Annotated in this window: 14 protein-coding genes and 1 tRNA gene; 6 read left to right on the top strand and 9 right to left on the bottom strand. The window is 67.7% G+C overall.

Going from position 1 to position 13,872, the window contains the following annotated elements; all coding sequences use genetic code 11:
- The 4 genes from ACZ7L0_RS15525 (at position 1) to ACZ7L0_RS15510 (ending at position 6,307) form a co-directional block, all read left to right on the top strand.
- Complete coding sequence (locus tag ACZ7L0_RS15525; protein WP_471242967.1) at positions 1-1,443, top strand: FtsW/RodA/SpoVE family cell cycle protein; 1,443 nt, start codon at positions 1-3, stop codon at positions 1,441-1,443.
- Positions 1,440-2,915: a peptidoglycan D,D-transpeptidase FtsI family protein gene (locus ACZ7L0_RS15520; protein WP_471242966.1), complete on the top strand. Its 1,476-nt coding sequence runs from the start codon at positions 1,440-1,442 to the stop codon at positions 2,913-2,915. Before ACZ7L0_RS15525 ends, ACZ7L0_RS15520 begins: the two co-directional genes overlap by 4 nt.
- 171 nt (positions 2,916-3,086) lie before the next feature.
- The gene (gene pknB / locus ACZ7L0_RS15515) at positions 3,087-5,084 is read left to right on the top strand and encodes a Stk1 family PASTA domain-containing Ser/Thr kinase (protein ID WP_471242965.1); all 1,998 of its coding nucleotides are present in this window, start codon (positions 3,087-3,089) and stop codon (positions 5,082-5,084) included.
- A gap of 191 nt (positions 5,085-5,275) precedes the next feature.
- Positions 5,276-6,307, top strand: coding sequence for a restriction endonuclease (locus tag ACZ7L0_RS15510; protein ID WP_471242964.1), 1,032 nt, complete (start codon positions 5,276-5,278; stop codon positions 6,305-6,307).
- Between the two features lie 3 nt (positions 6,308-6,310).
- On the opposite strand, the gene ACZ7L0_RS15505 is transcribed toward ACZ7L0_RS15510, so the two are convergent.
- From ACZ7L0_RS15505 to ACZ7L0_RS15480, 6 genes are read right to left on the bottom strand one after another with little or no spacing between them, the layout of a single operon-like run.
- Positions 6,311-7,060: a class E sortase gene (locus tag ACZ7L0_RS15505; protein WP_471242963.1), complete on the bottom strand. Its 750-nt coding sequence runs from the start codon at positions 7,058-7,060 to the stop codon at positions 6,311-6,313.
- Positions 7,061-7,073: 13 nt separating this feature from the next.
- Complete coding sequence (locus ACZ7L0_RS15500) at positions 7,074-8,084, bottom strand: class E sortase (protein ID WP_471242962.1); 1,011 nt, start codon at positions 8,082-8,084, stop codon at positions 7,074-7,076.
- Positions 8,081-8,719, bottom strand: a complete 639-nt coding sequence (locus ACZ7L0_RS15495) for an aminodeoxychorismate/anthranilate synthase component II (protein WP_471242961.1) — start codon at positions 8,717-8,719, stop codon at positions 8,081-8,083. The genes ACZ7L0_RS15500 and ACZ7L0_RS15495 overlap by 4 nt, the downstream gene beginning before the upstream one ends.
- Positions 8,716-8,913: a hypothetical protein gene (locus ACZ7L0_RS15490; RefSeq protein WP_471243234.1), complete on the bottom strand. Its 198-nt coding sequence runs from the start codon at positions 8,911-8,913 to the stop codon at positions 8,716-8,718. Before ACZ7L0_RS15490 ends, ACZ7L0_RS15495 begins: the two co-directional genes overlap by 4 nt.
- Positions 8,914-8,929: 16 nt before the next feature.
- Entirely contained in the window at positions 8,930-9,610 is a 681-nt protein-coding gene (locus ACZ7L0_RS15485) for a class E sortase (protein ID WP_471242960.1), read from the bottom strand.
- A 22-nt stretch (positions 9,611-9,632) separates the two neighbouring features.
- Positions 9,633-10,421 carry a DUF881 domain-containing protein gene (locus ACZ7L0_RS15480; RefSeq protein WP_471242959.1) on the bottom strand — a complete coding sequence of 263 codons (789 nt, stop codon included), beginning with the start codon at positions 10,419-10,421 and terminating at the stop codon, positions 9,633-9,635.
- 141 nt (positions 10,422-10,562) lie between these two features.
- Here ACZ7L0_RS15480 and crgA point away from each other — a divergent pair, with 141 nt between their 5' ends.
- Complete coding sequence (crgA, locus tag ACZ7L0_RS15475) at positions 10,563-10,817, top strand: cell division protein CrgA (protein ID WP_471242958.1); 255 nt, start codon at positions 10,563-10,565, stop codon at positions 10,815-10,817.
- A gap of 263 nt (positions 10,818-11,080) precedes the next feature.
- Here the strand turns inward: crgA and ACZ7L0_RS15470 are convergent, their stop codons facing one another.
- The gene (locus tag ACZ7L0_RS15470; RefSeq protein WP_471242957.1) at positions 11,081-11,971 is read right to left on the bottom strand and encodes a rhomboid family intramembrane serine protease; all 891 of its coding nucleotides are present in this window, start codon (positions 11,969-11,971) and stop codon (positions 11,081-11,083) included.
- 106 nt (positions 11,972-12,077) lie between these two features.
- Positions 12,078-12,611, bottom strand: a complete 534-nt coding sequence (locus ACZ7L0_RS15465; protein ID WP_471242956.1) for a peptidylprolyl isomerase — start codon at positions 12,609-12,611, stop codon at positions 12,078-12,080.
- Positions 12,612-12,923: 312 nt separating this feature from the next.
- On the opposite strand from ACZ7L0_RS15465, the gene ACZ7L0_RS15460 reads away from it, so the two are divergent.
- Positions 12,924-13,637 carry a DUF5324 family protein gene (locus ACZ7L0_RS15460; protein WP_471242955.1) on the top strand — a complete coding sequence of 238 codons (714 nt, stop codon included), beginning with the start codon at positions 12,924-12,926 and terminating at the stop codon, positions 13,635-13,637.
- Between the two features lie 104 nt (positions 13,638-13,741).
- Here ACZ7L0_RS15460 and ACZ7L0_RS15455 read toward each other — a convergent pair.
- A tRNA-Ala gene (locus ACZ7L0_RS15455) sits at positions 13,742-13,814 on the bottom strand.
- Positions 13,815-13,872 lie beyond the last annotated feature (58 nt).

The following is a 13,872-nucleotide window of genomic DNA, read 5'->3' as shown; positions in this document are numbered from 1 at the left end:
ATGAGCAGTACAACCAACCCGTCGACGCACCACACGTCCACGATCGGCGCGATCGGCGCGCCGAGCCGGCGCAACACCGAGCTCGCGCTGCTGGTGTTCGCCGTCGCCATCCCGGTGTTCGCCTACGCCAACGTGGGCCTGGCCATCAACGACCAGGTACCGGCCGGTTTGCTCAGCTACGGCCTGGGCCTCGGTCTACTGGCCGGCGTCGCCCATCTCGGCGTACGGAAGTTCGCTCCGTACGCCGACCCGCTGCTGCTGCCGCTGGCCACGCTGCTCAACGGCCTCGGGCTCGTCGTCATCTGGCGGCTGGACCAGTCGAAACTGCTCCAGTCGCTGCCCAACTTCGTCACCGCGGCGCCCCGCCAGCTGCTGTACACGGCGATGGGCATCGCCCTCTTCGTCGTCGTACTGATCTTCCTGAAGGACCACCGCGTCCTGCAGCGCTACACCTACATCTCCATGTTCGGCGCCCTGGTCCTGCTCGTGCTGCCGCTGGTGCCCGGCCTCGGGGCCAACATCTACGGCGCCAAGATCTGGATCAGGGTCCCCGGCCTGGGCTCCCTCCAGCCCGGCGAGTTCGCGAAGATCGCCCTCGCCGTCTTCTTCGCCGGATACCTGATGGTGAAGCGTGACGCCCTGGCCCTCGCCAGCCGCCGCTTCATGGGGCTGTACCTGCCGCGCGGCCGCGACCTCGGCCCGATCCTGGTCGTCTGGGCGATCTCGATCCTCATCCTGGTCTTCGAGACCGACCTCGGCACCTCGCTGCTGTTCTTCGGAATGTTCGTCATCATGCTGTACGTCGCCACCGAGCGGACCAGCTGGATCGTCTTCGGTCTGCTGATGTCCGCGGCCGGCGCCGTCGGCGTGGCCAGCTTCGAAACGCACGTCCAGCAGCGTGTCCAGGCCTGGCTCGACCCGATGAAGGAGTACACGCTCAGCCAGAAGGGCTTGATCGGCCACTCCGAGCAGTCGATGCAGGCCCTGTGGGCGTTCGGCTCCGGCGGCACCCTCGGCAGCGGCCTCGGCCAGGGCCACTCCGACCTCATCCGGTTCGCCGCCAACTCCGACTTCATCCTCGCCACCTTCGGTGAGGAACTGGGCCTGGCCGGCATCATGGCGATCCTGCTGATCTACGGCCTGATCGTGGAACGCGGCGTCCGCACCGCCCTCGCCGCCCGCGACCCCTTCGGCAAGCTGCTCGCCATCGGCCTCTCCGGCGCCTTCGCCCTCCAGGTCTTCGTCGTGGCCGGCGGTGTCATGGGGCTCATCCCGCTGACCGGCATGACCATGCCGTTCTTGGCGTACGGCGGTTCCTCCGTGCTGGCCAACTGGGCGCTGATCGGCATCCTCATCCGCATCAGCGACACCGCGCGCCGGCCGGCGCCCACTCCCGCCAGCAACCCCGACGCCGAGATGACCCAGGTGGTCCGCCCGTCATGAACAAGCCCCTGCGCCGAATCGCGATCTTCTGCGGCCTCCTTGTCCTGACCCTGCTCCTGCGGGACAACTGGCTCCAGTACGTCAAGGCCGACACCCTGAAGGAAGACCCCAAGAACCGCCGGGTCACCATCGCCCGCTACGCCACCCCGCGCGGCGACATAATCGTCGACGGCGACCCGATCACCGGGTCCGTGGAGACGAAGAACAACGACCTGAAGTACAAGCGCACCTACAAGAACGGCCCCATGTGGGCACCGGTCACCGGCTACGCCTCGCAGGCCTTCGGCGCCAACCAGCTGGAGTCCCTCGAGGACGGCATCCTCACCGGCAACGACGACCGGCTCTTCTTCCGCAAGACCCTCGACATGATCACGGGGAAGCCGCAGCAGGGCGGCAACGTCGTCACCACCCTCAACGCCGCCGCGCAGAAGGCCGCGTACGACGGCCTGGCGAAGCGCGGCAAGGGCGCCGTGGTGGCCCTGGAGCCGTCCACCGGCAAGATCCTGGCGCTGGCGTCCTACCCGTCGTACGACCCCTCGTCCTTCGCCGGCAACTCCACCTCCACGGACGCCAAGGCCTGGAAGAAGCTGCAGAAGAAGTACAACCCCGACGACCCGATGCTCAACCGCGCGCTGCGCGAGGTGTACCCGCCCGGCTCCACCTTCAAGGTGGTCACCGCCGCGGCCGCGCTGGAGAACGGCAAGTACACCTCGGCCGACCAGCCGACCGACTCGCCGCTGCCGTGGGTCATGCCGGGCACCCGGACCGAGCTGAAGAACGAGGGCAGCATCCCCTGCAAGAACGCGACCATGCGGATCGCGCTGCGCTACTCCTGCAACACCGTCTTCGGCAAGATCGGCTCGGACCTCGGCAACGACAAGATGCTGGCCGAGGCGAAGAAGTTCGGCTTCGACGCCGAGCAGTTCACGCCCATCCGCTCCAGCGCCTCGGTGTTCTCCGACGACATGAACCAGTCGCAGACCGCGCTGTCCTCCATCGGCCAGTACAACACCGCCGCCACCCCGCTCCAGATGGCCATGGTCGCCTCGGCCGTCGCCAACGACGGCAAGCTGATGAAGCCGTACATGGTCGACGAGCTGCAGTCCTCCAACCTCGACCCGGTCACCAAGACCGACCCGGAGGAGATGAGCCGGCCGCTGTCCGCGGAGAACGCCCAGATCCTCCAGGAGATGATGGAGACGGTCGTCAAGGACGGCACCGGTAAGAACGCCCAGATCAACGGCGTGACCGTGGGCGGCAAGACCGGTACCGCCCAGCACGGTGTCGCCAACAGCAAGAACCCGTACGCCTGGTTCATCTCGTACGCCAAGCTCAGCGACAACAGCTCGCCGGTCGCCGTCGCCGTGGTGGTCGAGGACGACAACGCCAACCGCGACGACATCTCCGGTGGCGGTCTCGCGGCGCCCATCGCCAAGAGCGTGATGGAGGCGGTCATCAACTCCAAGAAGTGACCCCGATCACGTCCCCTTCACATCGGTGCACGTTGCGATACCGGTCCTGTATCGGGTGACGGGCTTGGCCAGGTCACACAAAGCGATCCGGGTACGGTAGGCCCGGACGGCAGCCTCCGGCCGCACACACCTGTGACGGCCGGGACCGACGGAGAGGGCTGGTAGGGAACTATGGAAGAGCCGCGTCGCCTCGGCGGCCGGTACGAGCTGGGCCAGGTGCTCGGCCGTGGTGGCATGGCGGAGGTCTACCTCGCGCATGACACCCGCCTCGGCCGCACCGTGGCGGTGAAGACGCTGCGCGCGGACCTCGCACGCGACCCTTCATTCCAGGCCCGGTTCCGCCGGGAGGCCCAGTCGGCCGCCTCGCTCAACCATCCCGCGATCGTCGCGGTCTACGACACGGGCGAGGACTACATCGACGGGGTCTCGATCCCGTACATCGTGATGGAGTACGTCGACGGCTCCACGCTCCGTGAGCTTCTTCACAGCGGCCGCAAGCTCCTCCCGGAGCGCTCGATGGAGATGACCATCGGCATCCTCCAGGGCCTGGAGTACGCCCACCGCAACGGCATCGTCCACCGCGACATCAAGCCGGCCAACGTCATGCTGACCCGCAACGGCCAGGTCAAGGTGATGGACTTCGGCATCGCCCGCGCCATGGGCGACTCCGGCATGACGATGACGCAGACGGCGGCGGTCATCGGCACCGCGCAGTACCTGTCGCCGGAGCAGGCGAAGGGCGAGCAGGTCGACGCCCGCTCGGACCTGTACTCGACCGGGTGCCTGCTCTACGAGCTGCTGACCGTACGGCCCCCCTTCGTCGGCGACTCCCCCGTCGCGGTCGCGTACCAGCACGTCCGCGAGGAGCCGCAGCCGCCGAGCGTCTTCGACCCCGAGATCACGCCCGAGATGGACGCCATCGTCCTCAAGGCACTGGTCAAGGACCCCGACTACCGCTACCAGTCCGCCGACGAGATGCGCGCCGACATCGAGGCGTGCCTCGACGGCCAGCCGGTCGCGGCGACGGCGGCCATGGGCTCGGTCGGCTACGGCGGCTACCCGGACGACGCCCCGACGACCGCGCTCCGCTCGGACGCGGGCGCCGGCGCGACGACGATGCTGCCGCCCATGAACCCGGACGACGGCGGCTACGGCTACGACGACCGCCCCGACCGGCGCCGCCAGCCGAAGAAGTCCAACACCTCCACGATCCTGCTCATCGTGGCCGGGCTTTTGGTGCTGGTGGGCGCGATCCTGATCGGGAAGTGGGCGTTCCCCGGGGACGACAAGGCGGACGAACCCTTCGCCGCGCCGAACTTCGTCAACCACACACAGGCCGAGGCCGAGCAGATGGCCGAGAACGTCGATCTGTCCGTCAAGATCACCAAGAAGGCCTGCGACAAGCCGAAGAAAACGGTCTGCGACCAGGACCCGGCCGAGGGTACGGACATGAAGAAGGGTGACACCGTCACCCTGACCGTCTCGACGGGTGCGCCCAAGGTGTCCGTCCCGGACGTCACGGGCCTGACCTACGACAAGGCGGAGTCCCAGCTCGAGGAAAAGGGCTTCAAGGTCGAGCAGAAGACCGAGGTGTCCGACCGGACTCCGGGCGTCGTCATCAGCCAGGACCCGACCGGCGACAAGGAGGTCGCTAAGGGCTCGGTGATCACCCTGACCGTCGCCAAGGCCGCCGAGAAGGCCACCGTCCCCGACGTCCTCGGCAAATCCTGCGACGAGGCCAAGGCCCAGATGACGGCCAACGACCTGGTCGGCACCTGCACCGAGGTGGAGACCGACGACGCCTCCCAGGTCGGCAAGGTCATCTCGACCTCCCCGCAGGCCAACAGCCAGCTGGACAAGAACTCCACGGTGACGATCAACATCGGCAAGGCCAAGCAGCAGACCCAGGTCCCGAGCGTCGTCGGCCAGACCCTGAAGCAGGCCAGGGAGTCCCTGCAGAAGGCCGGGTTCACCAACATCCAGTTCGCCAACGGCAGTGACCAGAGCGACACCGCGATCGTCACCGGCCAGGACCCCCAGCCGAACACCGGGGTCGACGACCCCGGCAGCACGACGATCACCCTGACGACCGTCGGCTTCGGCAACGGCAACAACAACGGCGGCAACAACAACGGCGGCACCAACATCTTCGGTGGCGTCGGCGGCTGACCAACCGTCCGTGACGACAGATCCCCGGCACCCTTCCACCAAGGGTGCCGGGGATCTGTCGTGCGGGCATCCCCACCCGCTCACTCGTGCGCACATCGTTCGTGTCTTCATATGTCAGGACGCGTTGTACGAATGAATCGGGGAGGACTGTCTCGGCCTCTATGGCCATGACAAGAACAGAAGGGCAGCACGTGATCAACGAATCGGCGCTCTTGGAATCGAGGACCCTGCGCGACGGCGTGCTGGACCGAACCGACGTGCTCGACAGGGTGAAGGCCCTGTCGCTGCTGCCGGACGGGATGCATGTGACGACGGCGATGGTGGCGGCGTACTTCGGTGTCGGCCTCGAAGCCATCAAGTCACTCGTCAAGGACCACCGAGCGGAACTGGAAGCAAACGGCTACCGACTGCTGTCGGGCGAAGAACTGAGGTCCTTCAAGAACCTCAGTGGCATCCAGTCACGCACACGGTCCCTGGCCCTCTTCTCCCGTCGAGCCGTCCTCAACGTGGCCATGCTCCTCCGCGACAGCGAAGTCGCACGTCAGGTGCGTGTGTATCTCCTGGACATGGAGCACCTGGCCCGCACACAGCCTGTGGACAACCCGGTCCGCACAGACACCACCAGCCTCGACGACCGCATCGACCAGCGCATCACCCACATCCTCGACAAGACGGTCGTACCGATGTTCAACGCCCTGATCGAGACCTCCGGCGAACACCGCAGGGAGCTGATCGCTCTGCGAACGGGTGTCCAGCACATCGAGCGGCGGCTGCGGCAGCACAACGCCCGACTGCAGAGGCTGGAAAGCCCACGGGAGGACCGCCCCCTCGCCGGCGTCATGGCATCGATGGACGCCATGAACGGCCGGGAATTCGAGCAGCACATCGCCGGACTGCTGCGCCGCGACGGTTGCACCCGCGTCACCGTACAAGGAGGCCACGGAGACCGAGGCGTCGACATCACCGCGCTCACACGCGACGGAAGGCGTCTCGTCGCCCAATGCAAGAGGTTCGCGCCCTACCTCTCCGTCACCAGCCCCGAGGTCCAGAAATTCGTCGGCGCCGCCAAGGTTCTCCACACCTCGGACGTGGCGCTTTTCGTGGCGACGTGCCCCTTCACCGCTGACGCGCTGAGCATCGCCGCCGACGGCGGAATCACCGCCGTGCAGCGGGGGCTGTTGGAAGAATGGAGCGCGGGGGAAACGCTCAAGATCCTGGAGTAGCAGTCACCGCAGTTCCTTCGGCGGTGTCCGCTCGCTGTCCACCTTGTCCACGCGGACCAGCTCGCCCCACACCACATAGCGGTAGCGGGAGGTGAAGACCGGGGTGCAGGTCGTCAGGGTGATGTAGTGGCCCGGCTTCTTCTTGCCGGACTCCTTGGGGACCTGGGTCAGGACCTTCACGTTGAACTTCGAGGTCTCCGGCAGGACGGCGTAGGCCTTGTAGACGTACCACTTGTCCTTCGTCTCGAAGACGATCGCGTCGCCCTTCTTCACCTTGTCGATGTTGTGGAACTTCGCGCCGTGGCCGTCGCGGTGCGCGGCGAGGGTGAAGTTGCCCTTCTTGCCGGAGGTCGGGAGGGCGGCCTTGACGGGGTCGGTGTAGTAGCCGGCCACACCGTCGTTCAGGACCTTCGTGGACGTGCCCTTCTCGACCAGGACCTCGCCGTTCTTCATCGCGGGGACGTGCAGGAAGCCGATGCCGTCCTTGGTGTCCAGCGCGCCGGGGCCGCCGGCGCCGTGCGCCCAGCTGTCGCGGACCTTGTCCGCCTGTTTGTGCGCCGTACGGTCGGCGATGACGTTCGTCCACCACAGGGAGTACACGACGAAGAGGCCGAGCACTAGGCCCGCCGTGATCAGGAGTTCACCGAAGACGCTGACCGCCATGGCGATCCGGCCGGCGCCCCGGCGCCGCGGTGGGGGCGCCGCCTCGGGCGCACCCGTGTGCTCTTCGGTGTCGTCGGCGGTCGCTGCCACTGTTCATCTGCCCTTACTCGACGAGCGCATCCGGCTTGCCCTTGCTGCGCGGGCGTTCCTCGACCATCTTGCCCCAGACGATCAGCCGGTACTTGCTGGTGAACTCCGGAGTGCACGTGGTGAGGGTGATGTAGCGGCCCGGCTTGGTGAATCCGGACCCCTTCGGTATGGGGTCCAGCACGCTCGTGTTCGAGGGCGCCGTCACCGGCAGGATGGAGGTCATCTTGTAGACGTAGTACGTGTCCTGCGTCTCCACGACGACCGCGTCACCCGGCTTGAGCCGGTTGATGTACCGGAAGGGCTCGCCGTGCGTGTTGCGGTGTGCGGCCAGGCCGAAGTTGCCCGTCTTCGCACTGGGCATCGCGGTCTTCAGCGCGCCCTCGCCGTAGTGGCCGATCATCCCCTTGTCGAGCACCTTCTTGTTGCTGACGCCCTCCGCGATCGGCGCCACCACGTCCAGCTCGGGGATGTGCAGGATGGCGAAGCCCTGCCCCGGCTGGAAGGTCCCCGGGGCGCGCTTGCCGCTGGCCCAGTCCTGCTGCAGGGTGTCGGTCTCCTTGCCGGCCTGCGCGTGCGCCCGGACGTTCGTCCACCACAGCTGGTAGGTGACGAACAGCAGCATCAGCACGCCGGTGGTGATGAACACCTCGCCGATCGCCCGGCTCACGACGACCCCCGGGCCCGGCTTGCGCGCCCGTTCCTGACGGCGGGCCTCGACACGGGACAGCGGCGCCCTGGGTCCCGGACCCTCCGACGACTCCCGCGGCGGCTCCTGCGCGGTGTCCCGGGAGCCGCCATGACGGCCGTGACGGCGCTTGGCGGCCTTTCTGCGGGCCGCCCGGCCGCCGGGTGTGGAAGATGTGGCGGAGGAGCCTGAAGAGGCCTCAGAGGCCGGTATCGGCGGCTCCGGTATCCGCAGCGCCACCGTCTCCTCGTCGATGGGCGGATCGTACGGCGGCACGCCGTAGGACTCGTACGACGCGCCGCCGTACGAGTCCTCGCGCTCGGGGCGCAGCGCGGTCACGCCGTGGCCCTGCCCACCACCGGGGCGAGCCCCGCCGACCTCGCCACGGCACCCTGGTCGCCGCACTCCACCAGCCAGTTGGCCAGCATCCGGTGCCCGTGCTCGGTCAGCACCGACTCCGGGTGGAACTGCACGCCCTCCACGGGGAGTTCACGGTGGCGCAGGCCCATGATGATGCCGTCGTGCGTGCGGGCGGTCACCTCGAGCTCGGCCGGCACCGTCGCCGGCTCGGCCGCCAGCGAGTGGTAGCGGGTCGCCGTGAAGGGGGAGGGCAGGCCCGCGAAGACCCCCTTGCCCTCGTGCTCCACCAGCGAGGTCTTGCCGTGCAGCAGCTCCGGCGCGCGGTCCACCACACCGCCGTACGCCACCTGCATCGACTGCATGCCCAGGCAGACGCCGAAGACGGGGACCCCGGTCGACGCGCAGTGCCGGACCATGTCCACGCACACGCCAGCCTCCTCCGGAGTGCCCGGACCGGGCGAGAGCAGCACCCCGTCGAAACCGTCCTGGGCGTGCGCCGTCGAGACCTCGTCGTTGCGCAGCACCTCGCACTCGGCGCCCAGCTGGTACAGGTACTGGACCAGGTTGAAGACGAAGCTGTCGTAGTTGTCGACGACGAGAATCCGCGCGCTCACTGGTTGTCCACCGTCACATCGTTGAAGGGCAGCAGTGGTTCGGCCCAGGGGAAGATGTACTGGAAGAGGACGTAGACCACGGCCAGCACCAGCAGGAGTGAGATCAGCGCCTTCACCCACACGTTTCCCGGCAGATGCCGCCAGATCCAGCCGTACATGCCGTCCCTTCCGTTCCACCACGGCACCAGACTCACGCCGTACGTCACCAGACTAACGGCGCAGAGCCTTCGGTTCGCCTGCCTCCACGGGCTGTGTGGAGTCCAGGTGCGCCCAGACGATCAGGCGGTGACTGTGCCCCCATTCGGGATCGCACGTGGTCAGCGTCAGATAACGGCCCGGACGTGTGTACCCCGACTTACGTGGCACAGCGTCGATCACTTCAACGTCACCCGGAACCGTTTTGTAAGGCCCTTTGTCGATCCGATACGTGAACCAGGTGGTCCCGTCCGTCAGCACCACCGCGTCACCCGGCCGCAGCTCGGGGAAGTCCTTGAAGGGGTCGCCGTACGTGCGCCGGTGACCGGCGACGGCGAAGTTGCCCTCCTGGCCCAGCCGGGCGGTGCGGGCGTAGTGGGCGAGTCCCTTCTTCAGCACGTCGGTGCCGGTGCCCTCCAGCACGGGCTTGTTCCACGTGAAACCGAGCCGCGGGATGTACATGATCGCGAAGGGCTTGCCGTACCTGTACGGCGCTGGCTTCGCGGAAGCCCGGGAGGCGGCCGACGTGGTGTGCGCGGCCCCCTTCGACCACTGCTGGTGCAGCTGGTCGATCTGGTGGTTCATCTCACTGTCGGCCTTGACCCCGGTCCAGAACAGCACATAGACGACGAACAGCACGATCAGGGTGCCGACGGTGATGCAGAGCTCGCTGACGGTCCTGACGATCACGCGCACCGGCGGCTCCTGGTGAGGGCACCTACTTCACGGGCTTCGCGTACTGCAGGTCCACTGTGCCGGAGTAGCCCGGCAGAGTCACCGTCCCGTCCTCGGTGACTTTCCAGCCGAGGCCGTAGACGTTGACGTACACCATGTAGGTCTGGATCGCCTGGGAGTCCGCGAGTGCCTGCTGCATCTTCGCCGGGTCCCCGACCGCCGTGATCTTGTACGGCGGCGAGTAGACGCGGCCCTGGAGGATCAGGGTGTTGCCCACGCAGCGCACGGCGCTGGTGGAGATCAGCCGCTGGTCCATGACCTTGATGCCCTTGGCGCCGCCCTGCCACAGGGCGTTCACCACGGCTTGCAGGTCCTGCTGGTGGATGACCAGGTAGTCGGGCTGCGGGTCGGGGTAGCCGGGGAGCTTGGCGGTGGCGTTGGGCGGGGCGTCGTTGAGCGTGACGGTGATCGCCTTGCCCTTGAGCTTCTGCGTCCCCGCGTTCTTCTCCAGCCCGGAGATCTTCCGGTCCTGGGCCTCGGTGCTGCCGTCGTCGCGCTCGGCCAGCCCCTCGACGTCGTCGCGCAGGGACGCGTTGGACTCGTCGAGCTCCTTGTTCTTGCGGCTGCGCTCCTGGATGAGGTCGGACAGCTTCAGCAGCGAGGAGTCCGTACGGATGTCCGTGCCCTTGGCCGTGTCGAAACTGGTGAAGAAGATCAGCCCGGCGAGGGCGAAGACGGCCGCCGTGAGGACCCGCACCGGCCTGAAACGCGGTCCGCGGTCCGGGCCGGAGCCCATTGCTCCCGTCCCGGGGGAGTCGGCAGAATTGCTCAACGTACCCTTATCTCCTTCGGCGCCGCGGAAGCACTACGCTAACGGACGCCCGGGGGAGCGCTCAGTGTCCCCTTGTACGCTGCCCGGAGCCCGACCCAGTTACCTGCGCGGCCACGCAGCGCATCGACAGGAGAGACCCTCGTGCCGAAGTCACGTATCCGCAAGAAGGCCGACTACACGCCGCCGCCGTCGAAGCAGGCCGCGGCCATCAAGCTGAACAATCGCGCCTGGGTCGCGCCGGTGATGCTGGCCATGTTCCTCATCGGCCTGGCCTGGATCGTCGTCTTCTACGTGACCGACGGTTCGCTGCCGATCGACAAGCTCGACAACTGGAACATCGTGGTGGGCTTCGGCTTCATCGCCGCGGGCTTCGGCGTCTCCACCCAGTGGAAGTAGGGCAGGGCGAGCAGCTCTGCCCGGCAGCTCTGCCCAGGGCTATCCACTGAGTTATCCACAGAGGTTTTCCACACGTGGGGAAAAGAAAGACGATCTGTGGATAACTCATCGAGCGTTGACGCCGGTGTGACTGGCCTACCGGTTCCCGCAAGTACGTTCGCCCCCTGTCTGACCAGGTAAAACACACCTGAGCGACGGGGGGCGCAGCTGTTGGCGCACAGTGTGCACAAGATCGGGCACCCTCTGTGGACAACGGTTCGGTATCAGGTGAGCTGAGCGGTCCTGACCAGCGTCATGACCACGACCACGGCCAGTACCAGGGCACAGCTGCCGTACTGGATCAGGACGCGCCGCCGACGCGGGGCGTGGACCATCGCGTAGCCGACGGCGCCACCGGCGACGAGGCCGCCGATGTGCGCCTGCCAGGCGATGTTCATCCCCGGGTTGAAGGTGAAGATGAGGTTGATCACCAGGAGGGCGATGATCGGCCGCATGTCGTAGTTGCGCTCGCGCATCAGTACGGCGGTCGCGCCGAAGAGGCCGAAGATCGCGCCGGAGGCGCCGAGCGAGGGCGCGTTGGGGGCGGCGATCAGATAGCTGAGCGCGCTGCCGGCCAGACCGGAGGCGAAGTAGAGCGCGAGGTAGCGGGCGCGGCCGAGGGCGGCTTCCAGGGGGGCGCCGATCCACCACAGGCTGAGCATGTTGAACAGGATGTGGACATAGCCGCCGTGCAGGAACATCGCGGTGACCAGCCGGTAGTACTGGCCCTCGGCGATGCCCTCGACCCCGAGCGAGGGCACGTAGGCCTGCCCGATGAGTTCGAAGCGGACGTCGAAACGGTTGCCGAGGGCCAGCTGCACCAGGAAGACGGCCAGGTTGATGCCGATCAGCAGCTTGGTGACCAGCCGTTGGTCCTCGGCGACCGTGCCTCCCGTGACCGTACGCGGCCGGGTGGCGGCCGGTGCGGGTCCGCTGCCGGAGGTGCCCCGTACGCACTCGGGGCACTGGAAGCCCACCGAGGCGCTGACCATGCACTCGGGGCAGATGGGGCGTTCGCAGCGGGTGCAGCGGACACCGGTCTCGCGGTCCGGGTGCCGATAGCACACGGGCACGCTTCCGGCGTCCTGCGCGCTGCCTGCGGCCTCCTGGTCCATGCGGGCTCACCTCGGTCGTCTCGTGGGGCACTACGCCACCCCGCTCATCCTTACGGGCGAGCGGGGCGATTGGTTCCCTCCGGGAGATACCGGGAAACCGCCGGGTTCAGCTCTTGCGGTGCTCGATGACGACCGACTCGATGACCACGTCGTTGACCGGCCGGTCGTTGGGCTTGGTGGTCGGCACGGCGGCGATGGCGTCCACGACCTTCTGGCCGGCCGGGTCGGTGACCTCGCCGAAGATGGTGTGCTTGCGGTTGAGCCAGGTCGTCGGGGAGACGGTGATGAAGAACTGCGAGCCGTTGGTGCCGGGGCCGGCGTTGGCCATGGCGAGCAGGTAGGGCTTGTTGAAGGACAGGTCGGGGTGGAACTCGTCCTCGAACTCGTATCCCGGGCCGCCGATGCCGCTGCCGAGCGGGTCGCCGCCCTGGATCATGAAGCCGCTGATCACCCGGTGGAAGACCGTGCCGTCGTAGAGCTTGTCCGTGCTCGTCACGCCGGTGGCCGGGTGCTTCCACTCACGCTCGCCCTGAGCGAGCTCGACGAAGTTCCGGACCGTCTTCGGCGCGTGGTTCGGGAAGAGCCGGACCTCGATGTCGCCGTGGTTGGTCTTCAGGGTGGCGTAGAGCTGCTCGGCCACGATCTGCCTTCCGTTGTCTTCCTGTGATCCCTCGATCCTCGCACGCTCCGGGCCGCCCGTCGCCCGTCGGCCACTAGTGGCGCGAATCCCCCGGGACGGGCGCGCGTGGCGGCGATCCGTGGCATTGTCGGCATTGTCGACGACAAGCTCCCGTTGCCCCGTATTCACCCGCTATCGAAGTGCATGGCGAGGCTGACGGGACCGGTCGGCACCCGTATGCCCGTCCTCGCATGCCCCATGTCCCGTTGACAGGCATGATCCGTAAAAGGGTGGAAAGTCGAAATACCGTACGCCACCGAGGAGGAGGAACCCGTGACCCGCATCGACAGCGTGCGCGCCGCGACTGGCTCGGCGAAGGACAGCGTGCTGCACGCCGCGGAAGTGGTGGCGCCCTACGCCGACACGGCCAAGGAGCGTGCCGCGCACTACGCGCAGGAGGCACGCGTACGGCTCGCGCCCAAGGTGTCGCTGGCCGCCGAACAGGCCCGCGTCCAGTACGACGCCCGTCTCGCGCCTCGTCTGGACCAGGCCCGTACTCAGGCGCTGGCCCATGTGCCGCCGAAGGTCGACCAGGCCGCCCACGAGGCCGCCGTCCGTACCCGCAAGGCCGCCCGGCAGGCCGCCGACTACTCCCGGCCGAGGATCGAGCAGGCGGTGGCCGCCGCCGGGCCGGTACGTGACGAGGCCGCGGCGCGGGGTGCCGCCGCACTGGCCGCACTGCGCGGCCAGGTCTCGCCCAAGGAGATCCAGAAGCTGGCCCGCAAGCACCGGCGCCGGGCCAGGGCCGGCCGTCTCGCCAAGGCACTGGCCGTGCTGAGCCTGGCGGCGGGCGGCGCCTTCGCCGCCTGGAAGTGGTGGGACAAGCAGGCCAATCCCGACTGGCTGGTGGAACCGCCCGCCGCGACGGAGGTCCCCGAGTCCGGCCGTCTGGCCTCGGTCGACGGCACGGCCCCGTCCCCGCTCGACCCCGAGGTCCAGGCCAAGGAGGCCGAGGAGGAGGCGGCGGACCGGGACGACCGTCAGTGAGCCGGTGACCCTCCGGCACGGCTGAACCGGCGGGCGGCACACGAGAAGAGCACACGAAAAAGCCCCTCTGATCTGCGTTTACGCAGGCCAGAGGGGCTTTGCCGTGGAGCCTAGGGGAGTCGAACCCCTGACATCTGCCATGCAAAGACAGCGCTCTACCAACTGAGCTAAGGCCCCGGGGCGCACGTATCCGCCGGAAGAGTCACACACACCGGAGGGCGCCGCAGACCAGAGT

It is taken from the genome of Streptomyces sp. NPDC039424, assembly GCF_055639495.1.
Note: the sequence above shows the minus strand (reverse complement) of the source record. Positions and strands in the feature narration are given on the sequence as shown.

Bases quoted from the DNA above. Each gene is read 5' to 3' on its own strand.
- ACZ7L0_RS15525 (WP_471242967.1), top strand. From the start codon at position 1: ATGAGCAGTACAACCAACCCGTCGACGCACCACACGTCCACGATCGGC.
- ACZ7L0_RS15520 (WP_471242966.1), top strand. From the start codon at position 1,440: ATGAACAAGCCCCTGCGCCGAATCGCGATCTTCTGCGGCCTCCTTGTC.
- pknB (WP_471242965.1), top strand. From the start codon at position 3,087: ATGGAAGAGCCGCGTCGCCTCGGCGGCCGGTACGAGCTGGGCCAGGTG.
- ACZ7L0_RS15470 (WP_471242957.1), bottom strand. From the start codon at position 11,971: ATGGACCAGGAGGCCGCAGGCAGCGCGCAGGACGCCGGAAGCGTGCCC.